This is a genomic window from Nocardia transvalensis, from assembly GCF_015477765.1.
Taxonomy (GTDB): Bacteria; Actinomycetota; Actinomycetes; order Mycobacteriales; family Mycobacteriaceae; genus Nocardia; species Nocardia transvalensis_A.
Genome location: NZ_JADLQQ010000006.1, coordinates 146119 through 170834 on the forward strand (window position 1 = coordinate 146119; position 24716 = coordinate 170834).

At 66.9% G+C, this 24716-nt stretch carries 25 protein-coding genes and 1 pseudogene; 13 read left to right on the plus strand and 13 right to left on the minus strand.

The genetic code is table 11. The features are described from left to right. Window positions 1-51 precede the first annotated feature (51 nt). The gene (locus IU452_RS18595) at window positions 52-1386 is read left to right on the plus strand and encodes a hypothetical protein (protein ID WP_228818235.1); all 1335 of its coding nucleotides are present in this window, start codon (window positions 52-54) and stop codon (window positions 1384-1386) included. Between the two features lie 5 nt (window positions 1387-1391). Here the strand turns inward: IU452_RS18595 and helR are convergent, their stop codons facing one another. Together helR and IU452_RS18605 are read right to left on the minus strand one after the other, a co-directional pair. Further along, entirely contained in the window at window positions 1392-3584 is a 2193-nt protein-coding gene (gene helR / locus IU452_RS18600; RefSeq protein ID WP_195110358.1) for an RNA polymerase recycling motor ATPase HelR, read from the minus strand. A gap of 226 nt (window positions 3585-3810) precedes the next feature. Next, a complete protein-coding gene (locus IU452_RS18605; protein ID WP_195110359.1) occupies window positions 3811-4302 on the minus strand; it encodes a PaaI family thioesterase in 492 nt (163 codons plus the stop codon). A 190-nt stretch (window positions 4303-4492) separates the two neighbouring features. Here IU452_RS18605 and IU452_RS18610 point away from each other — a divergent pair, with 190 nt between their 5' ends. Continuing rightward, window positions 4493-4714: an EF-hand domain-containing protein gene (locus IU452_RS18610; RefSeq protein ID WP_195110360.1), complete on the plus strand. Its 222-nt coding sequence runs from the start codon at window positions 4493-4495 to the stop codon at window positions 4712-4714. Between the two features lie 220 nt (window positions 4715-4934). Next, a pseudogene (locus IU452_RS39520) lies at window positions 4935-5009 on the plus strand (pentapeptide repeat-containing protein); the annotation flags it as partial. Between the two features lie 33 nt (window positions 5010-5042). Here IU452_RS39520 and IU452_RS18620 read toward each other — a convergent pair. Next, entirely contained in the window at window positions 5043-6215 is a 1173-nt protein-coding gene (locus IU452_RS18620; RefSeq protein ID WP_195110361.1) for an epoxide hydrolase family protein, read from the minus strand. A gap of 103 nt (window positions 6216-6318) precedes the next feature. Between IU452_RS18620 and IU452_RS18625 the strand changes: the two genes are divergently transcribed. The 5 genes from IU452_RS18625 to rox all read left to right on the plus strand — a co-directional run bounded on the left by IU452_RS18625 (window position 6319) and on the right by rox (window position 11988). After that, window positions 6319-6879, plus strand: coding sequence for a CGNR zinc finger domain-containing protein (locus tag IU452_RS18625; protein WP_195110362.1), 561 nt, complete (start codon window positions 6319-6321; stop codon window positions 6877-6879). A gap of 200 nt (window positions 6880-7079) precedes the next feature. Then, window positions 7080-8195: an alpha/beta hydrolase family protein gene (locus tag IU452_RS18630; RefSeq protein WP_195110363.1), complete on the plus strand. Its 1116-nt coding sequence runs from the start codon at window positions 7080-7082 to the stop codon at window positions 8193-8195. A gap of 311 nt (window positions 8196-8506) precedes the next feature. Then, window positions 8507-8842, plus strand: a complete 336-nt coding sequence (locus IU452_RS18635; protein WP_195110364.1) for a hypothetical protein — start codon at window positions 8507-8509, stop codon at window positions 8840-8842. A gap of 181 nt (window positions 8843-9023) precedes the next feature. Then, complete coding sequence (locus tag IU452_RS18640; protein WP_267467589.1) at window positions 9024-10259, plus strand: NAD(P)/FAD-dependent oxidoreductase; 1236 nt, start codon at window positions 9024-9026, stop codon at window positions 10257-10259. 304 nt (window positions 10260-10563) lie between these two features. Further along, a complete protein-coding gene (rox, locus tag IU452_RS18645) occupies window positions 10564-11988 on the plus strand; it encodes a rifampin monooxygenase (RefSeq protein ID WP_195110366.1) in 1425 nt (474 codons plus the stop codon). Between the two features lie 107 nt (window positions 11989-12095). Here rox and IU452_RS18650 read toward each other — a convergent pair whose 3' ends face one another. Then, entirely contained in the window at window positions 12096-12482 is a 387-nt protein-coding gene (locus tag IU452_RS18650; RefSeq protein ID WP_195110367.1) for a PPOX class F420-dependent oxidoreductase, read from the minus strand. A gap of 34 nt (window positions 12483-12516) precedes the next feature. Then, entirely contained in the window at window positions 12517-13086 is a 570-nt protein-coding gene (locus tag IU452_RS18655; protein ID WP_195110368.1) for a phthiocerol/phthiodiolone dimycocerosyl transferase family protein, read from the minus strand. 300 nt (window positions 13087-13386) lie between these two features. Between IU452_RS18655 and IU452_RS18660 the strand changes: the two genes are divergently transcribed. After that, window positions 13387-13554 carry a hypothetical protein gene (locus IU452_RS18660; RefSeq protein ID WP_195110369.1) on the plus strand — a complete coding sequence of 56 codons (168 nt, stop codon included), beginning with the start codon at window positions 13387-13389 and terminating at the stop codon, window positions 13552-13554. A gap of 321 nt (window positions 13555-13875) precedes the next feature. Then, window positions 13876-15513 (plus strand): MFS transporter, encoded by a 1638-nt coding sequence (locus IU452_RS18665; protein WP_195110370.1) that lies wholly within the window; start codon window positions 13876-13878, stop codon window positions 15511-15513. Here the strand turns inward: IU452_RS18665 and IU452_RS18670 are convergent. The 7 genes from IU452_RS18670 to IU452_RS18700 all read right to left on the minus strand — a co-directional run bounded on the left by IU452_RS18670 (window position 15500) and on the right by IU452_RS18700 (window position 20333). Further along, on the minus strand, window positions 15500-15913 hold the full coding sequence (locus tag IU452_RS18670) for an NUDIX hydrolase (RefSeq protein ID WP_228818237.1): 414 nt from the start codon (window positions 15911-15913) through the stop codon (window positions 15500-15502). The two genes, IU452_RS18665 and IU452_RS18670, sit on opposite strands and share 14 nt — an antisense overlap. A gap of 104 nt (window positions 15914-16017) precedes the next feature. Next, a complete protein-coding gene (locus tag IU452_RS18675) occupies window positions 16018-16548 on the minus strand; it encodes a hypothetical protein (protein WP_195110371.1) in 531 nt (176 codons plus the stop codon). Window positions 16549-16611: 63 nt separating this feature from the next. Then, a complete protein-coding gene (locus IU452_RS18680) occupies window positions 16612-17412 on the minus strand; it encodes a family 1 encapsulin nanocompartment shell protein (RefSeq protein ID WP_195110372.1) in 801 nt (266 codons plus the stop codon). Beyond that, a complete protein-coding gene (locus IU452_RS18685) occupies window positions 17409-18449 on the minus strand; it encodes a Dyp-type peroxidase (RefSeq protein ID WP_195110373.1) in 1041 nt (346 codons plus the stop codon). The genes IU452_RS18680 and IU452_RS18685 overlap by 4 nt, the downstream gene beginning before the upstream one ends. 81 nt (window positions 18450-18530) lie before the next feature. Continuing rightward, window positions 18531-18857: a cupin domain-containing protein gene (locus IU452_RS18690; protein ID WP_195110374.1), complete on the minus strand. Its 327-nt coding sequence runs from the start codon at window positions 18855-18857 to the stop codon at window positions 18531-18533. 123 nt (window positions 18858-18980) lie between these two features. Further along, complete coding sequence (locus IU452_RS18695) at window positions 18981-19463, minus strand: dihydrofolate reductase (protein ID WP_195110375.1); 483 nt, start codon at window positions 19461-19463, stop codon at window positions 18981-18983. Between the two features lie 69 nt (window positions 19464-19532). Then, on the minus strand, window positions 19533-20333 hold the full coding sequence (locus IU452_RS18700; protein ID WP_195110376.1) for a thymidylate synthase: 801 nt from the start codon (window positions 20331-20333) through the stop codon (window positions 19533-19535). A gap of 20 nt (window positions 20334-20353) precedes the next feature. Between IU452_RS18700 and cobF the strand changes: the two genes are divergently transcribed. The 3 genes from cobF (at window position 20354) to IU452_RS18715 (ending at window position 23090) form a co-directional block, all read left to right on the plus strand. Then, on the plus strand, window positions 20354-21103 hold the full coding sequence (gene cobF / locus IU452_RS18705) for a precorrin-6A synthase (deacetylating) (protein WP_195110377.1): 750 nt from the start codon (window positions 20354-20356) through the stop codon (window positions 21101-21103). 85 nt (window positions 21104-21188) lie between these two features. After that, a complete protein-coding gene (locus IU452_RS18710; protein WP_195110378.1) occupies window positions 21189-21875 on the plus strand; it encodes a hypothetical protein in 687 nt (228 codons plus the stop codon). A gap of 348 nt (window positions 21876-22223) precedes the next feature. Next, window positions 22224-23090 carry an Fpg/Nei family DNA glycosylase gene (locus IU452_RS18715; protein ID WP_195110379.1) on the plus strand — a complete coding sequence of 289 codons (867 nt, stop codon included), beginning with the start codon at window positions 22224-22226 and terminating at the stop codon, window positions 23088-23090. 116 nt (window positions 23091-23206) lie between these two features. Here IU452_RS18715 and IU452_RS18720 read toward each other — a convergent pair whose 3' ends face one another. Further along, the gene (locus IU452_RS18720; protein WP_195110380.1) at window positions 23207-24709 is read right to left on the minus strand and encodes a carboxylesterase/lipase family protein; all 1503 of its coding nucleotides are present in this window, start codon (window positions 24707-24709) and stop codon (window positions 23207-23209) included. Window positions 24710-24716: the final 7 nt, after the last annotated feature.

A 24716-nucleotide genomic window follows, 5' to 3' on the forward strand; every position in this document is an offset into this window, starting at 1 on the left:
GGGCCACGTTGTGGCCGAGCTGGGTTCGTTGATGCGCTGGGAGGAACGTCGTTGCTGAGCACTATCCGCAGGAGACTGGCGACTGTTGTCATACCGCTGATCGCGATGGGTGTGCTCGGCGGGCCCGCGGCAGCCGTGTCGGCCGGTGGCGACGGCACCATGGAACCGGTCCCCACGGCTGACTGCATCGATGAGTCGATCCCGCTCGGTCCGGAGGAAGCGCGGCTGCACAGGCCCGAGCCGGGTGAGCTGATCGAAGGCGGTGGCTTCACGGACCTCGTGCGGTCGTTCGTGTCGGATCTTTGCGCGACGACGGACTATGCTTCGGCGCTCGAACTGGCCACCACCGATGCGGGACGGCTGTGGCGCCACGCGGTGGACCGGGCCCAGGGCAGGGTTCCGAGCGGCTCATTGTCCGCCAGCGATGATCGGCCCCTGTATTGGGCGCGGCTGGCCGAAGTGGCAGCGGTGCAGCAGTGGCAGTCCTCGTTCGGATTGTCCCCACGCCAACGCGCCGATCTCGTCGCGGCCATCGACCGAACCGGCCGCGGCCGGGATGCCATTGCCTTCTCGACACCCCGCTCGACCACCCGGCACGTCCTGGTCACCGGCTTCGACCCCTTCAAGCTGGACGCGGACATCAGAAATGGAAACCCGTCGGGTGCGGCAGCTTTGGCGCTGGACGGCCGAGTCGTCGAAACCGACCAGGGCCGAGTCGAATTCGCCACCGCGCTGTTCCCGGTCCGCTGGCGCGACTTCGGCAACGGCATCGTCGAGCAGACCCTGCGGCCGTGGCTGACCGACGGCCCCGACCAGGTCGACCTCTTCGCCACGGTCAGCGTAGGCAGCCCGGGCGAATTCGACCTCGAGCAGACCAACGGAGCCTGGCGCGGCGGAAAGGTCGACAACGAATCCGCCTGCTACCTGGGCCAGATCCCCAACACCGCGGCTGCCGCGGGCGCGGAACCGCAATGGACGCGATCGACATTGCCGCTGCCCGACATGGCGGCCGTTCCCGGCCCGTTCGTGGTCAAGGTGAACACCACTGTGGATATCGCCCCACCCTTCTTCCCTCCACTGCCGGTCATCACGACCTGTGACTTCCCCGCCTTGCCGAGCATCCCCATGCCCGACGGCCCGCCGCCGGGCTCGATCGCCCGAGCGGGCGGCGGCGGTACTTATCTCTCCAACGAAATCGCTTACCGCGCAACTCTCTTACGCGATGTGGAAGCGGCCCCCATCCCCGGCGGCCACATCCACGTCCCGGTCCTCCAGGGCCTCCCCGAATTCGGCCTGACCGGGCCGGAATTCGACAACAACCGCGACGCGATCATCACCCAGCTCACCACCCTCCTCACCACCGCCGCGGACTTCAACAGAACCTGAATCGCTCACACCGACCGTCGATTCCCGGCGTGGGCGGGTGTGCCGGTTTCGATGAGGCCGGTGAGGCAGGAGGGCAGCGGGTTTCGGTGCAGGACGCCGAGGCGTTGGGTGGCGCGGGTGAGGGCGACGTAGAGTTCGGCGGCGCCGCGGGGGCCGTCGGCGAGGATTCGTTCCGGCTCGACGACGAGGACCGCGTCGAACTCCAGGCCCTTGGTCTCCGATGCGGTCACCGTGCCCGGCATACCCGGCGGGCCGATCACGATGCTGGTGCCTTCGCGGTCGGCCTCGTCGCGGACGAATTCCTCGATGGCCGTGGGTAGTTCGTCCTCGGTGACCCGTCTGGACCAGGGCTGGACGCCGCAGGCGCGGACCGACTCCGGTGGGTGGACTCCCGGGGCGAATTCGGCGAGCAGGGCGGCGGCGACGGTCATGATCTCGGCGGGGGTGCGGTAGTTCACCGACAGTGAGCGGTAGAGCCAGCGGCCGGGCACATACGGGTCCAGCATCGTGCCCCATGATGGTGCTCCGGCCACCGATCGGCGTTGGGCGAGGTCGCCGACGACCGTGAAGGATCGGCTGGGGCAGCGGCGCATCAGCACCCGCCAGTCCATTTCCGATAGCTCCTGCGCCTCGTCGACGACGATATGCCGATAGGTCCAATCACGGTCTGCGGCAGCGCGTTCGGCGAGTTCACGGGTGTCGCGCTCGAGGAAGCGGTCGGCCAGGTCCTCGGCGTAGAGCAGGTCCTGGGCGAACAGGTGGTCCTCGTCGTCCATCATGTCCTCGCGGCCGACCATGAGGTCCAGCACGCCCGCGGCGTACTCGGCCTGGGCCGTGCGCTCCCGCTCGGCGCTCTGGTCGGCCGGCTTGTCGCGGCCCAGCAGATCGACGAGTTCGTCGAGCAGCGGCACGTCCGAGACCGTCCAAGCGTTGCCGTCGGCGCGGTACAGAGCCCGGTCGGCACCCGCCGCGCGCAGCCGCTCAGGAGACGAATACAACTGTGCCAGGAGCGTTTCCGGCGTCAGTATCGGCCAGAGTTGGTCGAGCGCGGCGGTGAACTCGTGGTTGTCCGCGAGTTCCTCGAGCAGGTCCGCCCGCAGCTGTTCCCAGGCCTCGCGGTCCGCCCGGGTCAGCCAGCCCCGGCCGATCCGGGCTATCGCCCGTTCGGTGAGTACGTAGGTGACGATCTCGCGGAACACCGCGCGGGCCTCGTTGTGCGGGAGCCCGCTCGCGCGCGCCTCCTCCCTGGCCCACTCCGCGGTGTCGGCGTCGATCCGCAGCGTAAGGTCCGCCAGTTCGATCGGCAGCGGATGCTCCGGTAGCCGCTGCCGATCGGCGACCGCCGCCGCGAGTACGTCCAGGATCTTCAGCGAGCCCTTGAGACGTGCGGCATCGGGAGTGTCCTCGGCGGTGACGCGCAGACCGGGCACGAAGTCGCCGGGGGTCATGAACACCACATTGGACTCGCCCAGCGACGGCAGCACGCGATCGATGTGGTTCAGGAATGCCGGATTGGGCCCGACCACCAGGACACCATGGCGTTCCATCTGCTTGCGCCGGGTGTAGAGCAGGTACGCGACGCGGTGCAGCGCCACCACGGTCTTCCCGGTACCCGGGCCACCCTCGATCACCAGCACCCCTGGATGATCGAGCCGGATGATCTCGTCCTGTTCGGCCTGGATCGTCGCCACGATGTCGCGCATCCCCTCGCCGCGTGGCGCATCGACCGCCGCGAGCAGGGCCGCATCGCCCCGCTCGCCCCCGCCGGGGCGGCCGAGCACCTCGTCGGTGAAATCGACCAATCGTCGTCCGCGGGTGTGAAATTGGCGGCGGCGGCGCATGTTCTCCGGGCTCGCGGCGGTGGCGACGTAGAACGCGCGCGCCGCCGGTGCCCGCCAATCGAGCAATAACGGTTCGAACTCGTTCTCCTCGTCGAAGATGCCGATCCGGCCGATGTAGGAGCGTTCGCCCGACACGGTGTCCAATCGGCCGAAGCACAGCCCGTTGTCGGCCACGTCGAGCCGCTTCACCTCCTTGGCCAGGGCACGCACCTCGGCATCTCGTTCCACGAGCGCCGCGTTGCCTCGCAGCGCCGCGCTGTACCTGCCCTTCACTCGCGCGCGCTCGGCGTCGAGGCGGGCGTAGAGCCCGGCCACGTAGCTCCGCTCGGACCGCAATTCGTTTTCGTAAGCCGACATATGCCCCTCCCGTCCGTGGTTCGCGGATCCCGTGTGATTCATGACTCCCATTTCCGCAGGTTCAGGCTTCGGCCAGCGATTTTGCGCCATGACCCGGGTCTTGCCGCAAGCCCCCGGGTGCGCTATATGTTGAAAGGGAAAGGAGTAGGTACTCCTTTCCCTTTCTTTTTCCGGGCTGCTGAACCCGAGATTCGGGAGTTTCCCGCATTCGGCGGGGAGTGGGAACCTATGTGGCGCGCTGCCGCTGCATCAGGTCGGCGACGGCGCGGTCGGGTGTGATCGTCGCGGTGGCTTGGGCGGCCAGGGTGCCGTCGGGATCGAACAGTCGGCCGTTGGCCACCATCCGGCGCTGCCCGGGGTGGACGAGCTCGCCGTGCGCGCGGTAGGTGCGGCCGAGACGGACCGGCTTCAGATAGTCGATATTCAGGCTCAGCGTGAGCATGGGGTAGCAGCGGTCGGCCTGGCTGGCGCCCGCACTACAGCAGAGTTGATCGAAAACCATTGCGATATAACCGCCGTCGACTCCGCCGACGGCGTTGCGCACCGCATCGGTTGGCTCCCAGTCCATCTCGATTCGCCCGGGTTCCGCACCACGAATACGCAGACCGAGTAGGTCGTATTGCTCTCGGAACCAGAATGGGATACGGCCATCGACCACAGCCCGGAGCATCTCCGCGCCGGACAGCTCGTTCCACAGGGCGAGCACTTCGTCCGGCATGGCAAAAAGTGTTCCGACTTCCGTCATGGTCTCCTCCGTCTCGTCGACCGGCAGAGCCAATGATCAGCCCGCCTTCCCCTTCGGTCGATTACGCGTGGAGTAATTGCCCTCGAACTGCTGCTGCGCGCGAACGGATGGCCTGCGATCTGCCATACTCCGAACTTTGCAGGCTCGAAGAGGGGAGTAGCAGATGGCTGCCGATCACGACTATGAGACGGTTTTCCGGATCTTCGATCGTGACGGGAGCGGCTCTGTCGACCGGAGTGAGCTCGAGGCCATGCTGCGAGCGCTCGGAGCGCAGGGGCCCGACGCCGAGCGGCTCATGGCCGAGAGGGACCTCGATCGGAACGGCAAGCTCACCTTCTCGGAGTTTGCGAGCGTGTGCAAAGAGCTGTTCTCGTCCGATTCGTAGGCTGGATCTCCCGCGCGATGGACTGGAGACAGAGGTGGACGCGGCGACGGTGGCCGAGGTGATGGCCGAGCTCGCGCGGTCGTCTCTCTCAATGCGGATCGCAGGAACGGGCCGATCCCTGCGCAGGCCCGAACCCGTTCGCCGATGTCGTGGGCGATGTTGCGCCGCCCGATCACCGTGATCGCGGTTTGCGCATCGTATTCCAGTCGGCCACGCCAATCTGACCGGCGCGACCCTCGAACGGGCGAACCTGTCGAATGCCCGCCCGGACGAGGCGGACCTCACCGGCGCAAACCTGCTGGGCGCGGCGCCCAAATCGACAATTGGGCTACGGATTAGCGGCCAGCACTGCCGCGAGGCCTTCTTGCAGGTCCTTGACGAAATACTCGGGAACCTCCAGCGACGGGAAATGTCCCCCCTTTTCGGGCGACCTCCATCGGACGATCTGTCGGTACCGCTCCTGTGCCCAGGGGCGCGGGCACTTCTCGACGTCGCGGGGATACATAGTGAGTGCTGACGGGACGTCGACCCGAAGTTCGGGGTCGAGCGAGTTGTGGCTTTCGTAGTAAATGCGGGCCGCCGATGCGCCGGTCCGCGTCAGCCAATACAGGGTGACGTCGTCGAGAACGCGGTCTCTGGAAATCGTCTCGAACGGGCTGTCTTCGGTATCTGTCCACTCGGCGAATTTGTCGAGGATCCAGGCAAGAAGCCCGACCGGTGAGTCGACGAGCGAGTAGCCGATGGTCTGCGGTCGGGTCGCCTGCTGTTTCGCGTACGCCGCGCGATGGCGCCAGAAATCGCGGGTTTCCTCGGTCCACTTGCGCTCGACCGCCGTCAGCCCGTCCGTTGTCAATCCGGGCGGCGCCTCCGCGAACGTTGTGTGGATGCCGAGAACGTGCGCCGGGAACCTGCCGCCGAGCACGGTGGTGATATTGCCTCCCCAATCGCCGCCGTGGGCTGCGAACTTGCCGTAGCCGAGCCTTCCCATCAGTTCCACCCATGCGGCCGCGATCTTTTCGGTTCCCCACCCGGTGGTGGCCGGCTTATCGCTGTAACCGAAGCCTGGTAGCGACGGGACCACGACGTGGAACGCCGGCGCGTCTGCATCTTTCGGATCTGCCAGCTCGTCGACTACATCGATGAACCGAGCAATGCTGTCCGGCCAGCCGTGCGTCAAGATCAGAGGAGTGGCATCTGCACGCGCGGATCGGCGGTGCAGGAAGTGGATTCCCAGATCATCAATGGTCGTGCGGAACTGGCCGATCCGGTTGAGGCGCTCTTCGAACGGCCGCCAGTTGTACCCGGTGCGCCAGTAGTTCACGACGTCGACGAGGTCGGCGAGAGGAACGCCCTGTTCCCATCGGCGCGGGTCGGGCGCGGCGCGATAGACCGTCTCGGCCTCCGGTAGCCGCGCCGCGGCCAATCGCGCGCGCAGATCGTCGAGGTCGGCGTCGGTTGCGTGGGCTTCGAATGCTTGCACGTCGCTGGTTGGACGGAGCATGAGACCTCCTGGCCATCGGGGAACCGGCTACGACCTTCCGTGAACCGGCTTAGACGGTTCTAACATGTCTTCATGCCAGCGTGCAACCAGCTAAGGTGGTTCCATGCGTGCTGGGTTCCCTGACTTTCGCCTCGGTAGCGTGCTGGCGACCAGCTTCACGGCGACTCTGACGGAGCGTCAGGGCAACGCTGTGGAGCGCATTCCCACGCCGCAGCGACTCGTCGACTGGCTGGCAGTGAACGGTCTCGCGGTGGAGTCCTGCACCACCGCCCAGCTCGAACGCGCTCGCGAACTGAGGGAATCAATTCACGCCGCCGCGACAGCGGCCGCGATCCGAGACGCTCTCCCCGCGTCTGCTGTTCAAGTCATCAATGACTGCAGCATTCAGGGTCGGGCCGCGGCTATCCTGACGCCCGAGGGCAATCGTCAATGGCGACTCAGTTGCGTAGAAGATGCCCTAGGCGTAATCGCCGCCGACGCGATCAGCATCATCGCAGGCGAACGAGACGGAAAATTGGCCTTGTGCGCATCGCCAACCTGCCGAGCCGCCTTCTTCGACACCAGTCAAAGTCGCACCCGCAAATGGTGTGACATGAACACGTGCGGGAACCGTCAGAAGAAGGCGCGCTTCAATGCCAACCAGCGCAAGCACACCAGAGGCTGACTGCAGCCGACGACAGTCGCGGTGCCATCCATGCGGGGATTTGGGCTAGGCTGAGCCGGTCGAAGGCGAGCACCGTCGAGGCCTGGGAGGGGATTGTCTTGTTGGGCAGGGTATTTCGTTGTCTATTGATTGTGCTGCCGGCCTCGGCCTCGGTTGGCGTCGTTGCCCGAGCCGAACCGGTGCCATCGCAACAGGTATCGGTGGTCGTTACCCTGCCTGAGCCGACCGGCGACGATGCGATCGGCGTGGTGGATCTGCATCTGGTCGATCCGTCTCGTCACGATCCGTATGTCCCGGCTCGTGCACGCGAGTTGATGGTCAGCATCTGGTACCCCGCCGCCGATCGGGCGGCAATGCCGGTGCGGCCCTGGTTTTCCGAACAGGTGGCCCGGGCCTACGCAGACGGCTTGGCCGAGATCGGCCCGCCGACCGCGGGGTCGTGGACGTTGGCGCCCAGCCATGGTCGGGTCGATGCGGCTGCGGACAGCGCCGGTGGGCGGCGGCCGATCGTGTTGTTCTCCCCCGGCATGGGCATGCCGCGGGAGGCCAGTACCGCGCAGGCCGAGGATCTCGCCAGTCACGGATTCGTCGTGGTCGCCATGAGCCACACCTACGAATCGCTGGCGACCGAATTCCCCGGCGGACGGCTCGAAAAGAGCGTGCTGCCGCAGGCCGAGGATACCGATCAGGCCAAGGCGCAGATCGGACAGGCGATGCAGGTCCGCGTCGCCGACACGCGATTCGTCCTCGACCGGCTGGCCGACCTCGGCGCCGGCGCCGACCCGGACGCCGACGGGCATCCGCTGCCCGCGAATCTCGCCGGAATACTCGATCTGTCGAAGATCGCGATGTTCGGGCATTCACTCGGTGGCGCCACCGCGGCCCAGGTGATGCACGATGATCGGCGCGTCGCCGCCGGGGTGGATCTGGATGGCTCCCTGTGGGGTTCGGTGCTCACCGACGGATTGGACCGCCCGTTCGTACTGATCGGCGGTACCGATCACGGACGAGCCCAGGACCCCAGCTGGCAGCAGTTCTGGGCCGCCGCTCGCGGACCGAAACTGGAATTCCGGCTCGACGGCTCGCAGCATCACTCGTTCTGCGACAACCAGCTGATCGTTCCCGCCCTGGCCGCCGCGGGCATCGTGCCCGCCGATTTCGCCGCCGAGATGGTCGGCACCATCGACCCGCGGGCCTCGCTCGATCTGCAGCGCGGCTACCTGCGCACCTTCTTCGACACGACACTCGGTCGATACGACGATCTCCCGAAGGCCCCCGCCACCTTGCTGCACCCGGAAATGATCCCGGTTCCGTAGGCGCTCGCCCGACCGACCAGGCTCGAGAAAGCAAATCCTGACATCGCCGGACGTCGGCCGGAGAATGCTCGAGTTCTTCCAGCCGAGCTGAACGGAGTCGATCGCCTCGCGGGGACGTTACCGCGCCTACCACTAATAATCTTGTGGTACAACGTATTTCGTAACCCCACGCCAGCATCGGGCTGATACCATCGGTCTCGTCGACGTCGACTGGCCAGGCCGATATCACCCTCCTGGCGCGGCCCACAGGCGGTCCGGGAGAGATCACGTTTCCCGAGATGTGTGAGTGCAGATTCGACGAAGGGCAGACCATGAAACACATCGGTGGCAAGTTGGCTGCGGCCGGTGCGGTTCTCGCCTCGGCCTTCGGCGGGGCAGCCTGCGCCGATGCCGATCCCGACCCGTCCAACACGGACATGGCGAAGGGCATCTTCACCTACACCCACCACGATGACCCGCAGCGGCTGCCCGATCCCCGCAACAACCACTGCTACCGCATCGAGGGGCGAGGGCTTGTCGAGAACAACACCGATCGGCAGGCGCTACTGTTCCGCGGCGACGACTGCGACGGGAAGATCGAGCGCGACATGGCGCCCGGAGGGCGTGAGAGCCATGTCGAATTCCGTTCCGTGATCTTCATTCGATAACTTCCCCGGTCGGCCCCGCCTATTAGCTCCAAGCTGGCCATATACCAAAACGTGAGTACTACTCACGTTTCGGGATCCGCGGAAAATTGCCATATGCGAGCAGAGGTGCGAGTCGGCTAGGGTCGGTTCCATCCCGAGGGCCCCGGGGTATCGAAATATCACTCGACCCTTAGGAAAAATGATGTCCGATCATTCCGACGTCGTCGTCATCGGTGGCGGAATATTTGGGTGCACAATGGCCTTGCACTTGCTCGAAGCCGGCGCGGGAAGTGTTCGGCTGCTCGAACGCGACGGGCTCTTTCAAGGCACCAGCGCAGCCGGTGCCGGGTTCCTGGCGAGCTGGACTCCCTTCGAGGCGGAGCAGGCCGTGACCCGCTACGGACTGGAGTACTACGCCGGACTCCAAGCCGAAGGCCGCGATATCGACCTGCGTTGCAACGGCATTCTGTGGCTGGACGTCCGCGCGTCCTCCTTGCGAGAAATCAGCGACAACCGCGGGCAGTACGGCGAGTCGGCCACTGTCCTGGATGCGGCCGCGGTCGAGGCACTGACCCACGGCCTCGTCACGGGCAGTGCCATACACGGCGGGCTGTTCGAACCCGGTGGCGCGCAGGTCTTCGCCCCGAAGGTCGGGGCGGCCCTCGCCGAGCGGCTGCACCGTCACCCGGGTGTGGTCGACTCGCGGCGACCGGTCACCGGGCTGCGTACCCGTGGCGGCCGGATCGTCGGCGTCGAGACCGCTACCGGAACCATCGACTGTGATGCCGTCGTGGTAGCCGCGGGCGCCTGGAGCAACGGACTGCTCCGGTCCCTCGGCGTATTCCTGCCCACCGCACCGCAGATCACCTCGCGGATCATCACCGAGAACCTCGACCTGCCCAGCACCCTGCCCGCCCTGTTCCTGTCGGGCCTGATTCCCGAGGAGCCCGACGGCGGAACACTGCTGTGGGTGCGCTGGCACGACGGTGGCCTGCTCTGGGGCGGCACCTACGACACATACCCGCGCAATATCCTCCTCGACGCCCCGGTGCCGGAACGACTCGATGAAATCCCCTACGACGGTGTGCGGGAACTGTTGCGAGTGGCCGCGCGCGCCGACACTGCCATGCCGGTGCTGGCCCGGCAATCGAGCATCTCGATCAAGCACGGCGCCCCCTGCTACACCCCCGATTGGCGGGCATTGGTCGGGCCGATCGCCCGCGTCGATGGCCTCTACGTCCTGGCCGGAGACAACGAAGCCGGGCTCACCCACGGCCCCGGCTACGCCAAGGTCCTCACCGACATACTCCTGCACGGAACCAGCAACCTGACCCCCGCCGACGACTGGAACCCCGACCGCTTCGGCGATCAATACACCACCGAAGCCTCCGTCATCGAGGCTTACCTCGGGTACCAGAACTCCTTCACCGCCACCTAGAACCGACTACGAGCGACGACCGACCACCAGCCAGACGTTGGTGCCGACGGTGGAGGCAACCCACCGTCGGCACTCTGTCCCAGGGGACCCGGGGGTGGAGTCGGCGGCACGACGAGAACCGCCGCGGTAGCGAATATCAACTCGACATATTTCGCTTGCGGCAAGATGCGGGGTGCCGCACAATGGGCGGCCGATGCCAGGACCTGCGGAAATTCGGAATCAGCGAGACGCGTGCACACGCGGCCGCGCCTGACGACGGGGGCGCACGACGACTGGGTATGAGAATTCGGCGAACGGGCGGTTCATGTTCGATGTGATCATTGCCGGGTGTGGGCCGACCGGTGCGATGCTGGCCGCCGAACTGCGGCTGCACGATGTGCGGGTTCTCGTTCTGGAGAAGGAAACCGAACCCGTGTCGTTCATCCGCATAGTCAGTCTGCATATGCGCAGCCTCGAGCTGATGGCGATGCGCGGACTGCTGGATCGCATTCTCGAACGCGCCAGACGGCGTCCGGTCGGCGGTATCTTCGCCGCCATCGCCAAACCCGCGCCCGAGGGACTGGATTCCGCGCACGCCTATCTGCTGGGCATCCCGCAGCCGGTCATCAATCAGCTGCTCGAAGACCATGCGATCGAACTGGGTGCGCAGGTCCGAAGCGGTTGTGCGGTGACCGGTTTCGAGCAGGGCGACGAGGGCGTGACCGTCGAGTTGGCCGACGGACAGCGGCTGCGGTCGCGTTACCTCGTCGGCTGTGACGGCGCGCGCAGTACGGTGCGCAAACTGCTCGGCGTCGAATTCCCCGGCGAGCCCTCGCGAAACGACACGTTGATGGGCGAGATGGAAGTGGGTGTGCCGCAGGAGGAGATCGCCGCCAAGGTAGCCGAAATCGGCGGGACCACCAAGCGAATCAGTCTCCGGCCCTTCGGCGAACGGGTCTACAGCGTCGTGGTCCCCGCCGCGGGAGTCAGCGATCGCGCCGAACCGCCCACCCTCGAGGATTTCGAACAACAGTTGCGCGCCATCGCCGGAACCGATTTCGGCGTGCACTCCCCGCGCTGGCTGTCCCGCTTCGGCGATGCCACCCGGTTGGCCGAGCGGTATCGAGTCGGTCGGGTGCTGCTGGCCGGCGATGCGGCGCACATCCACCCGCCCATCGGCGGTCAGGGCCTGAACCTGGGCGTGCAAGACGCAGTCAACCTCGGCTGGAAACTGGCCGCACAGATCCGCGGCTGGGCGCCGGAAACATTGCTGGACACCTACCAGACCGAACGTCATCCGGTCGCCGCAGACGTACTGGACAACACCCGCGCCCAGATGGAACTGCTGTCCACCGAACCGGGCCCGCAGGCCGTGCGCAGGCTGCTCACCGAACTGATGGACTTCAACGAGGTGAACCGCTATCTGATCGAGAAGATCACCGCTATCGACATCCGCTACGACTTCGGCTCAGGCCCCGACCTTCTCGGCCGCCGCCTGCGCGACATCGACCTGAAACAGGGCCACCTCTACGCCCAACTCCACCGGGGCCGCGGCCTGGTACTCGACCGCACCGAACGCCTGACCGTCGAGGGCTGGTCGGACCGAGTCGACCTCATCGCGGATCCCACTGCGGCACTGGATGTTCCGGCCATCCTGTTACGCCCCGACGGCCACGTCGCCTGGATCGGCGAGCACCAGCAGGACCTGAACGACCACCTCTCCCGCTGGTTCGGCAAGCCCGCCCACTGAACTGGGAGTGGCGAACGGCCGGTATGCCGATTGTCGAGCAAAGACTTTCGTCGAACAGGTCGCCAGCCGGGCTCACGGTGAACGGTCGCGACGGTAACAAACACGTCTCATCCGAGACGGAGGACATGGTCAGGCGTGATGCGGATAGTGACCCGTTGCGAGCCGGGCGGGTCTTGGGCTTTCTCTACATCGTATTTTTCCGCCAACCGGTCCAGCACGGCGTCCACTCCCTGATGCTCGAGCCGTGCATTGCCGGAGATACTCACGTAGTGGAAAGGGTTGGAAGGGTCCACAACGCTCACCGCGGCCCGCGGATCCCGGCGTACGTGGCGCTCCTTGGCGCTGCCTACGGTCGCGCTGATGAGAATGTCATCGCCGTCGATTTCCAGCGCGACCATGGTGTTGTGCAGGCTTCCGTCCGGGCGGATGGTGGTAACCCAGCCGTAGATCGGCCGGGAGAGGAGCTCGCGGGCGGCGGCGTCGAGCTGTGCCATGCTGACCTCCTCCGGTTGCCGTTGTAGTCGTGAATCAGCGCGGTAGGTCTGTGAGGACTGCGCGGATCCGGTCGACCGGCACGCTGACGCAAGGATCGATGATGCTGGAGTCGATGGTGAGTTGCCCGTTGAACGTGGTGATGATGTAAATACTACGGACGTTCGGCGGATGAAGTATCGGTGCCATGTGTGGGTTCATCATGTAGCCGGTAGGTACGAAATCCTCGATGGTCAGACCCTGGGGGGTGCGCAGCGGGGGGATTTTTCCCCAGTTCGTCGCATCGAGCTGCACGGCGGAAGGTGTGGTCTGCTCGCCGGGGGCGCGCAGGGCGGATCGCTGAATGATCCCGGCGGCGAGGTCGTGGGCGAGTTTTTCGGTGACGGCGTGCGCAAGTGGCGCAAAGCTTGTATCGGTGCCGGCGGCGGCGCCGAACTGGGAGGACAACACCGGATAGGACTGTTGCAGAGCCCGAAACGCTTCCGATAGGGCAATCCGATCCAGACGGCCACGGACTCGGACCGTGAAACCGGAGTAGACGCCGACCGCAGCGAACCGTGCTTCGCTGGCAGCGGCAGGACGTATGACGACAGCCGATGACTGCATAGCCGCTCTCCAATCTTTCTGCCGGTTCGGTCGGTTGGATGGCTTGGACGCTCAGGACGTGGCAGAAGACGGTTGCGCGCCTCCCGGTTCCGATAGCCAGCATGTTGCGGTGCCGAGTCCGGGGGAAGGGAGAGTTTTTCCTGGTAACGCCAGTCCCACCCTCGCCGTCTGACCAGAAGAATGACGAGGCGGAACCGAGGGATCTCCATGTCCAGGGCGTCGCTGTCCGGAATCGGCGCCAGGAATCTCGACGCGCGAGATCAGCATTGAATCGAACATATGTTCGTATACCCTCTAGGTGTGGTCGAAGTCGGTGATCTTGTGCGGACCCTGCAGGGTGGGGTCTTGATCTTCCGGGTGGTCGAGCGCGAAGACGATGAGCATGTGTTGATCGAGCCTGTTGAGGATCTGCCTGGGAAGTATCCGTTCTCGTTTCCTGTGCGGTATCTCGTGCCTGTGGGGGATTGAGTTCGGGCGTGGGTGGCCAGTGCGGTGGTGCGTCGAACGTGGTGGAGGGCAACAGGGTTGGTTGTCGCCAGGCCGTAGGTTGCTTTCGGGCTCGGTGTTGGTGAGCGGAGAGGGGACGTTGGGCGGCTGTGCTGGCCAGGGGAGGCTGGGGGCGGACGGTTTCGTTGGCGTGGAGGGGTGTACTCCGGAGGGAGATCTGCTGTAGCAAACCCCTCGTAAACTCGGGGAACGGGGTCTGCGGGAACTCGGGGAACGGGATATGCGGGCGCTTGGAGAGTGGATCTGCTCGGCAGCTATCGGGCTCGACGACGGGAGCGGCGGATGACCGGTACGGAGCAGGACGTGGCTGTGCGGCTGGGGAGTCGGCGGTGGTGGGCGCTGGGCGTGCTGGCGCTCGGATTGTCGATGGTTGTGCTCGACGGCACCATTGTCGGTGTTTCGTTGCCGGTGATCATCGACGATCTGGGGTTGAACTTCACGCAGGCGCAGTGGGTCAACAGTATCTATGCGGTGGTCTTCGCGGCCCTGCTGATCACGGCGGGACGGCTCGGGGACCGGCTCGGGCGGCGGCGGGTCTTCGCCTTCGGCGTGGTGGTGTTCGTGGCCGGTAGCCTGCTGGCCGCCGCGGCGCACGAACCGGGCACGCTGATCTGGGGGCGCATCGTGCAGGGTGTAGGTGGGGCCGCCGTGCTGCCGGGCACGTTGTCGACGGTGAACGCGGTGTTCCGAGGCCGGGATCGGGTGATCGCCTTCGCGGTGTGGGGGTCGGTCATGTCCGGGATGGCGGCGATCGGTCCGCTGCTCGGCGGATGGCTCACCACCTCCTTCACCTGGCCGTGGATCTTCCTGGTCAATGTGCCGATCGGGGTGGTGGTGCTGATCGGCATCGCCGCCGTCGTGCCCGAGACGCGCGCGCCCGGTCATGCGCACGGCGTGGATGTCGACGGATTCCTGCTCAGCGCGGCGGGTTTCGCGCTGGTGGTGTTCGCGCTCATCGAGGGGCAGACCTACGGCTGGTGGCGACCGCTGCGGGAATTCGAACTGCTCGGGCTCACGTGGTCGACCCGGGCGGCGAGTTCGCCGATCCCGTTGCTGCTGATGCTGGGCGTGGCCCTGCTGGTCCTGTTCGTGCGCTGGGAGATGCACCGAGCCCGGGTGGAACGCTCTGCGCTGCTTGACCTTTCGCTGTTCGCCATACCGGCGTTCCGATGGGGCAATACGGCGGCGTTCGTCGTCGCGCTCGGCGAGTTCGGATTGCTGTTCGTGTTGCCGCTGTTCATGGTCAACGTCCTCGGGCTGTCGACCCTGAGCAGCGGTGTCGTGCTGGCCGCCATGGCGGTGGGTGCCTTCGTGGCCGGTGGTGCCACCGAGGGGTTGGCCCGCAAGCTCGGCCCGGTTCGCATCGTGCGGCTCGGGCTGGGGATCGAGGCGGTCGCCGTCGCGGTGACGGCGCTGTTCGTGTCGCCGCACATCTCGCCCTGGCTGCTGGCGGCGCTGCTCGCCTGTTATGGCGTGGGACTGGGCTTGGCCTCGGCGCAGCTGACCGGAACCGTGCTGGCGGGCGTCCCACCCGCGGCCTCCGGCCAGGGTTCGGCGACCCAATCCACCGTCCGCCAGGTCGGTTCCGCACTCGGCGCGGCGGTTCTCGGCGGGATTCTGTCGGGGTTTCTCGGCCGCTTCCTGCCGCATCGTCTGTCCGAGGTACCGGGCCTGTCGGACGATGCCGCCGACCAGGTCGCCACCGCCACTCGTGCCTCCGCGGGCGGTGCCATCGCCGGGCTGCGGTCGCATCATGGCGTCGAACAGGTCGTCGACGCCTTGTCGCGCGCCTTCACCGACGCCACCCGACTCAGCATGCTCGGGGCCGCGCTGTTTCTGCTCCTGGGATTCCTCGCGGTCACCCGAATCCCGTTGGGCGCCGGGCGGACCGACGACGGCGGCGAGGTTACCAGTCGATGAGGTCGCGCTCGTGCAGGTGACGGAACACCAGCATCGAACCCGGGGCCACCCGCGGCATGGCGGCGTATTCACTGCCGGTGAAGTAGCGCAGCTCCGCGATCTCGCTCGTGGGACGGGGATCGCCGGTCAGATCGGCGGTGAAGCACGTCATGTGCAGCTGCACACCCGGCGGCTGCCCGTACGCCTGACAGTGGAAGACGCCGAGTTCGCTGTAGGAGGCCACCTCCACCCCTAACTCCTCGCGCACTTCGCGATGCAATGCCTCGACAGGCGTCTCACCCGGGTCGATCTTCCCGCCCGCCATATAGAACGCATCCTTACCCACCGACCGCGCCTGCAGGAGCCGCCGGTCACGCACATAAGCCAGCGTCGCAGTCCGGATCACGGTCGTCGTCTCCAACAGCTCATCCTCTCAGCACAGTCGTCGCGGGTAGTCTTCCGCATTGCTCCGGGCATTCTCCCGGCGCGGCCCCTCGTCGCCCCGGCCGCCCGCCGGAGGGCGGGTCAGCGGACCGAGGGGGCCAACTTCCAGTAGTCGTGCAGGGCCTGGGCGATTTCCGGCAGGATCGTCACCGGGACCTGCTTGTGGCGCAGCATCTTCCGGATCTGGATCACCTGTTCGCGCTTGCGGTGCTCGTAGGCGTTGGAGATCGGGCGCACCACCGGCGGGATGCTGAGCAGCACCAGCTCGCCGTGCGGTTCGTCGCCGCCGGCGAGGTCCAGCGCCAGCGACCAACGGCCGTGATCATCCAGCGCGAACCGGCCCGCCACCACTCGATCCCAGTCGACACGGGTCTCCGACAGCGGGGTGCGCCGGTAGATGGCCTCGTCGGTGAGCATCACGACATCGCGCCCGAACAGCGCCACCACCAGCGCGATGCCCGCCACCATGCCCGCGAACAGCCCGGTGACCACGCGACTGATTCCGAATGCAGCCACGATCGCGCCGCACACGATCGCGATCGTGAGCACTCCCGACGAGCCGTAGATCAGCGCTCGCCGCCCGGGCACCAGGCCCGCCCGCACCATCCCCATCTCGACCTCCTGCGTACCGCGCGCCACCACCGTACCGGGCGACCGGTCCGCCGAGCGGGCGGATCAGGATTGCAGCGCGACCGACGCCTCGGCGGTGTAGACCAGGAACGTCAGACTCTGCTGGAAGTACAGCTGCACCGTCTCCGCGTCATGGGACAGATAGCCGATCGACAGATCCTGCCCCACCTGCAGATCGAAGTCGCCGCCGCGAGTGGTGAGCACGAATGCGCCGTCGATGGCGGGCGCCCAGATGATCTGGCCCTCCGGAATCAGCCGCTCGATATGGGTGCGAATCGGATGTCCGTGGTCGGAGGTCTCGCTCACCTGGGTATACAGGTCGGCGCTGAGCAGCACCGAATACGGCCCGTCCACACCGGCGAGGCGCAGCTCGCTCAGTGCCTGCGCGACCGCCTCGGGCACCAGCCGCGGATCGCTGGGCAGCGTGATCGGCTGATTGGACGTACTGGCCCGGATGCCGGTGATATTCGCGGCCGGATACCCCTCGAAGATGGCCCGATCCTCGGCGAAGGCGATCTTCTTCGCCGCATCCTTCACCGGATCCAGATCGGAGTCCTGGGCCCCGCGCTCGACGTTGTCCAGTTCCTCGCGCGACAGCGTGAACGGCACCCGCAGTTCGACCAGCGGCGCGACCAACCGCTGACGGGCCTGGACGCCCTCGTCGGGCGCGTTGATCGGGCTGGTGCGGCCCAGGCCGACCGCCGAGTAGTCGGTGCCGTGTGGACCGGACACGTCGACGACGCGGCGACCGGCGATATGCCGTTTGAACGTGCGGGTCGCCTCCTCCTCGATCGCCGACCAGGCTTCGGAGGTGATCGGCGCGAGTTCGCGGTGCAGGTTGTTCATGCCTTACTCCTTTTCAGCGTGCCGATACCGAGGGAGCCGTCGCCCGGGGGCACGGCACCGGACGAACCAATGACGTTGACGGCCAGCGGTTCCCGAGCCGCATCTGCCTGCGGCGGGTCGGGCAGCTCGTCGAAGAAATCCAGCGACGGGACGAAGAACAGCGTGCCGGTGACGGCGGTGGAGAAGTCGAGGATGCGGTCGTAGGCGGCCTCGTCGCTGCCGAGGAACATCCGGACCAGCATGCGTTCGGGGACGCTCGGGGTTGCGGCGTAGGCGACGTAGTACGTGCCGAATTCGCCCTCGCGCACGCTGCCGAAGGGCATGTTGGCACGCAGGATCTCGCGCTCGGTGCCGTCGGGATCGATGAGGGTGTTCACCGCGACATGCGAATCCGCGGGCTTGTCCTCATCGGACAGTTCGAAATCGCTGAGCTTGGTGCGCCCGATGACCCGCTCCTGCTCTTCGACCGGTAGCGCATTCCAGGCGTCCAGATCGTGCAGGTATTTCTGCACGACGACGTAACTGCCGCCGGCGAAGTCCGGATCCTCGTCGCCCACCAGCGTCGCCTCGGCGGCCGAGGGGCCCTCCGGATTCTCGGTTCCGTCGACGAAGCCGAGCAGATCGCGCTGCTCGAAGTAGCGGAAGCCGACCGTCTCGTCGATGATCGTGGCCGCGCCGCGCAGCCGTGCGCCGATCGTCATCGCCAATTCGAAGCAGGCGTCCTGAGATTCGGCCTTGATGTGGAACAGCAGATCGCCCGGTGTCGCGGGCGCCTGGTGGCGCTCGCCGTGATATCCGGGGAACTCGTGCAGCTCAGCCGGTTTCGGACCGGCGAACAGCCGATCCCATGCGGCGGAGCCGATGCCCGCCACCACCCCGAGATCGGTGCCGGGCAGCCGGAACCCGATGGAGCGGCGCAGGCCCTGCAGGTCGGCGAGCAGGTCGCGCACGACCGGCTCGCCCCCCTCGTCGATGGTGGCGACCAGGAAGATCGCGGCCCGCGTGAGCGGGTCGAGGATCGGCTGCGGCTCACCCATGATCAACAGCCTACGGGGCATCACCGACACATCTGCCGTGCGGTTGCCGGATGTCCGCTCGACCTGCTGGTTACCGTCGCGCTACTTCGCGACGGTCAGCAGGAACGCCACATCGTCGATGGCCTTGACGCTGTGGCGCGCGTCGGGGATCACCAGCAGGTCGCCCGGCGAACCCTTCCACTCGCGGGAGCCGCTGATCAGCGTCAGCGTGCCACTGAGCACCTGCAGGGTGGCCTCGCCCGGGTTCTCGTGCTCGGCCAGGCTCTGGCCCGCGGCCAGCGCGATGACGGTCTGCCGCAGGCTGTGGGTATGGCCGCCGCAGAGGGTCTGGGAACTGCGTCCGCTCGAGGCGGACGCGGCCAGCTTCAATTGCTGGCGGGCAACCGCGGTCAGCGATTTCTTGTCCATGGACAACCTTTCACGGATCAGCCGGGAGGCGGGCTGTGGTCGCGGGCTGAATATTCGTGAGTATGCCGGACGACTACCCGCAGATCCCGTGCTTTGACTGTTGCGATTTCGCTTCGGACGCGATCACCGCGTGTACCGCAGGAACCGGAAGCGCAATCCGCTCGACGATTCCGACCACGGCTCTTCTTGTGTGAGCGACCATTCGTCCCCGATCTCGGGCGCGTACGCATCACCCTCGACCGCGGTATCCACCTCGGTGACCATCAACTCGGTGGCGTATGGCATTGCGGCCCGATAGATCTCACCGCCACCCGCCACCCACACGGTATCCGCATCGGCCAGTTTCAACGCCTCTTCGACCGAACCCGCCCGCTCGGCCCCGTCGGCGCACCAGTCCGCCTGCCGCGTCACCACGATATTGCGGCGCCCGGGCAGCGGCCGGAACCGCGCGGGCAGTGAGTCCCAGGTGCGCCGCCCCATCACCACCGGATGCCCGCCGGTGACGGTCTTGAAATGCGCCATATCCTCGGGCACCCGCCAGGGAATGGTGTTGTCCACACCGATCACGCCGTCGGGCGTCTGCGCCCAGATCAGCCCGACCCTCATGCTGGATCGAATGCGGTGTGAACGGGGCCCTACGTGGTTACGCAAGCTGCCTCCTCCGGGCCTGACCGCTCACACCGCTACCGGTGCCTTGATGGCCGGATGATGCTGGTAGCCGACCACTTCCACATCCTCGTAGCGGTAGTCGAACAGGCTCGGCGCCGGATGCAGTCGCAGTTCGGGGAACGGGTAGGGCTCGCGGCGCAGCTGTTCACGCACCTGCTCGACATGATTGTCGTAGATGTGGCAGTCGCCGCCGGTCCAGATGAAATCGCCCGGGATCAACTCGGTCTGCTGGGCGACCATGTGGGTGAGCAGCGCATAACTCGCGATATTGAACGGCACGCCGAGGAACAGATCGGCGCTGCGCTGATACAGCTGGCACGAGAGCTTGCCGTCGGCCACATAGAACTGGAAGAACGCATGGCACGGCGCGAGCGCCATCTTGTCCAGGTCGGCCACGTTCCAGGCCGAGACGATCATGCGCCGCGAATCCGGATTCGTGCGCAAGGTGTGCAACACCTGGTCGAGCTGGTCGATGTGGGTGCCGTCGGGGGCGGGCCAGGAGCGCCACTGCACCCCGTACACCGGGCCCAGCTCACCATCGGCGTCGGCCCATTCGTCCCAGATCGTGACGCCGTGCTCCTGCAGCCATCCCACATTGGAGTCGCCGCGCAGGAACCACAGCAGCTCGTAGACGATCGACTTCAGATGTACCCGCTTGGTGGTGATCAGCGGGAATCCGGCCGACAGGTCGTAGCGCAACTGGTGGCCGAAGATGCTGCGGGTGCCGGTGCCGGTGCGGTCCGACTTCGGCGTGCCGTTGTCCAGCACATGTCGCAGCAGGTCCTCGTACTGGGTATCGATCCCCATGGCTGGCAAGCTTACGCATCGTGCGAAAGCTCTTTGTGATCGGAATCGGGGCGGGGGACCCGGACCAGGTGACGGTGCAGGCCGTCAAGGCGCTGCGGCAAGTCGATGTGTTCTTCGTCATCGGCAAGGGCGAGCGGAAACAGGAGCTCGTCGATGTGCGCACCGCCATTCTGGCCGAGCACGTGGATCGCCCGTACCGGGTCGTGGAGATCGCCGACCCGCCCCGCGATCGGACGGTCGGCTCCGGGGACTACCGCGGGGTCGTCGAGGACTGGCACGAGCGGCGGGCCGCGCTGCTGGAGGATGCGTTCGCGCGGACCGAGGGGGTCGGCGCGATTCTGGTGTGGGGTGATCCGTCGCTGTACGACAGCACGCTGCGCATGGTGGACAAGGTGCTGGGACGGGGTGTGGTGCGGTTCGACTACGAGGTGATTCCGGGGATCACCAGCGCCCAGGCATTGGCGGCGCGCCATCGCATCGTGCTGCACGACATCGGTGAACCCGTGCACATCACCACCGGTCGGCGGCTGCGCGAGGAGGGCCTCGCCGCGGACGGATCGACCCTCGTCATGCTCGACGGCGAATGTTCCTTCGCGCAGATGCCCGGAGAGGGGCTGCGCATCTGGTGGGCCGCCTATCTGGGTATGGCCGACGAGATTCTCATCGAGGGCCCGCTCGGTGCGGTGCGGGATCGAATCATTCAGCAGCGCAACGAATTTCGGGAGAGGAAGGGCTGGGTCATGGATATATACCTGCTTCGCCGGGGATGACGGTTCTCGCGCCGGTTCGGTCCGGGCGGTGCTCTGATTCGAATCTCTTTCGAAGGCACAGGCATTCGATGAGGGAGGTCGACCCATGGCAGCGCAGCATTCGACGAGTTCCGGGCAGTGGCTCAGGCGCACTGGATCATTGCTGGTCATCGGGGCAGTGCCGGTGGCCTTCGCGCTATCGGAAGCCGCTCCCGCCGCGGCGGATACCACCGATCCCGCGGCCGTGGCGGACCGCAACGATCTCACCGTTCCCCGCCCGGTGCCCACCGGACCGCTCGCCCCGATCGATCCCGCGGCCTTGCACCCGCCCGTCCCCGCCCCCGCCGTGGCTCCGATCCAGGCCCCGGACAACACGATTCGCATCGGCTCGGCCATGACCGACCGCCCGGACTGGCTCGATCCCCAACAAGCCGCTCAGCTCAACGACGCCGCCGCAACCACGGAAGCCTCTCTCGCCCAAGGCCTGGACTCCGTGGGCTTCGCCCCCTCCCGCTCGGACCGCATCGCCGCCGACACCCTGGCCGGTGCCGCCACCGGCGCCATCGCAGCCGCCGCCCTCACCAGCCCGATCGCGGCCACCGGCGCCGTGATCGGCACGGTCGCGGGCTTGGTGGCAGGCCTGCCCTTCGCCCCCGCGGGCTTGGTCGTCCTCACTCCGCTGGGCGCAGCCGCCGGCGCCGCCACCATCACCGTCCCCTCCGCCGCCATAGGCGCCGCCCTCGGCGCCGCCGCAGGCGCCACCCAGGGCGCCCTGGCCCCTCCCACGCCTTGACCCTCCCGGCCCGCTGCGCCGCCGTCGCGCGTATGCCCTTCTCGTGGACGGGCACGGTCGTGGTGCATGGCCTGCTCGCGTGGTCGTGCTGGTCTCGGCGGTCGCATTGCGGTGCGTTCTGGGACGGGTTTCACCTGCTCGGGAGCGTGCCGCCGTGCTCGTGCTCGTCTTGGTGGGGCAGATGGGCGTGGGGCTCGTTCAGTCGGTGGCGCACCTGCCGGGGGGCCTTGATCTTCGTCCACGTGGTTGTCTCGGCGATGGTGGGTCGGTGCGGTGCGCGTGTATCTCGATACGAACGCCGGAGTTCGAGGGCCGGTGCTTGTCTGTGGCGCCCGGTAGGCTGCGAGTGTGCCCGAACTTCCGGAAATCGTGGCGCTCGAGCGGTTCCTGGCCGAGCACGCGGTGGGCGCGGTCGTCGGGCGGGTGGATGTCGCCGCACTCAGCGTGCTGAAGACATTCGATCCGCCGGTGACCGCGCTGTCCGGCCGTGACGTCACCGGGGCCGGGCATTGGGGCAAGCATCTGGGGCTGAACTGCGACGGGCTGTGGTTGATCACCCACCTGTCCCGCGGCGGCTGGCTGCGCTGGATCGATGAGCCGAGCGCGTCACCACCGAAGCCCGGCAAGGGCCCGCTGGCGCTCCGCGTGCACTTCTTCACGCCCGAGGGCGCCACTCCCGCATTCGACCTCACCGAGGCCGGCACCAAGAAGCGGCTGGCGGTGTGGATCGTCGAAGACCCCAAGGCCGTCCCCGGCATCGCCCGGCTCGGCCCCGACGCCCTGGAGATCACCGAACAGCAGTTCGCCGACCTGTTGCACGGCACCTCGCAGCGACTCAAGACAGCCCTCACCGACCAGGCGCTGCTGGCAGGCATCGGCAATGCCTACTCCGACGAAATCCTGCACACCGCGAAGCTGTCCCCGTTCGCCACCGCCGCCACCCTGGACGAGGAGAAGATCGCCCAGCTCTACACCGCCGTGCGCGAGGTCCTCACCGACGCCGTCACCCGATCGGTCGGCCAGGACGCCGCACGCCTCAAGGGCGAGAAACGCTCCGGCCTACGAGTCCACGCCCGCACCGGCCTCCCATGCCCCGTCTGCGGCGACACCGTCCGCGAGGTCGCCTACGCCGACAAGTCCTTCCAGTACTGCCCCACGTGCCAAACCAACGGCAAGATCCTCGCCGACCGCCGCATGTCCCGCCTCCTGAAATAACCGCGGCGCCGCCGACAGGCTCGTTGTCCCGGCGGGGGCCGGGGCCCAGCTGCACCCTCATCGTTACTGCGCCTGCTGAACGACCACCTGGGTTCCGGCCTCCGTGGGCGGGCGGGTCAGCCGAGGGCTGGGACCCGGACGCCTTCCCACGCGAGTCGTTTCGTGCGCTCGGGGTCGATCTCGACGCGGGTGGGGTGATCGATGATTCGGGTGTTGCGTTGTTGCTCCGTGTATTCGGGCCAGGCGGTCAGGGGCTTGCCGGTGCGGGCGAAAGAGAGCCAGTTGCCTTGGAATTCGCGTTGCACGGCGAGGAAGCCGCGGTATCCGCCGGCCAGGGTCAGCGAACGCCCGATCGGTGAGTCGACACCGCCGAAGACCGGAATCAGATCCAAACCGTGTGTGGCGTCGAATCCGGCCAGCCGTACCGCCCGCGGCGCGAAATCGTATCGGTAGACGTAGGTCGGTGCATAGCGGCTGTGGCCCTCCGCCGCCGTGATCGTCGGTCGCCAGAAGACGAAATCCCCGCCCATCCGCACCGCGACCTTGGCGGCCGGGTATCCGGGATACGCTGCGACGATACGTGATTCGACATCCTCGCCGCAGCGAGCCAGCGCCTTGTGCAGTTGCTGCGGGGTCGTGGGCAGGGTCCGATCGAACCGTGAGAACAGCGTGCCCTCGTCCCGATTGGTGCCGATGATCAACGGCACCGCATGTGCGCTCCCGACCGAGAGGGCGTCGAGCGGCGTGCGTGGCAGATACTCGCCGTCGACGACCGGCGCCGCCGGGAAACTCCCCGGCTGACTCCACAGCGCATCGCTGATGGCCCGATCCACCGCCTTGCGAATATCGTTGGAACCCGCGGAGGTGAGCGCCTCGACCGCGTCCTGCGTTGTGGCGCCGAGGTTTTCCAGGCAGCGCCGGGCGAACACCCGCGCCTGCTCGGCGTCGAGCGCCCAGTCCGCGGGTGGACTCTGCGCGATGCCGCGATGGAACAAACCGGCCGCCGCGGGCGTCGCCAACAGTGACACCACCGCATGCGCCCCGGCCGATTCGCCGAAAATGGTGACATTACCCGGATCTCCGCCGAATGCCGCGATATTGCGCTGCACCCACTCCAGCGCCGCCACCTGATCCCGCAACCCCAGATTGGAATCGAAAGGCCGTGTGGGAGTGGAGAACTCACTGAAATCGATATAACCGAACGCCCCCAGCCGATAGTTCATCGACACGACAACCACATCGCCGCGCATCGCCAGCCGCGCCCCGGAATACAAGCTCACCGCCGAGGTGCCGATGACGTACCCGCCGCCGTGGATGAACACCATCACCGGCCGCGGGGTCGACGACGGCGTGACCGGTGCGGTGACATTGAGGGTCAGGCAATCCTCACCGGTCGGCTGGATCCGGCGCGGGCCGACCCGCGCCCCGGCACGATGCTGCATGGCCGCGAACCCGAATTCGGTGGCCTCGCGGACCCCCGACCAGGGTTGCACCGGCTGCGGCGCTCGGAATCTCAGGTCTCCGATCGGGGGAGCGGCGTACGGAATCGACCGCCAGCGCGAGACGCGGCGGCCTCGATGACCACGGACGACACCGTCAGCGGTCGCGACATCTACCATCTACAAA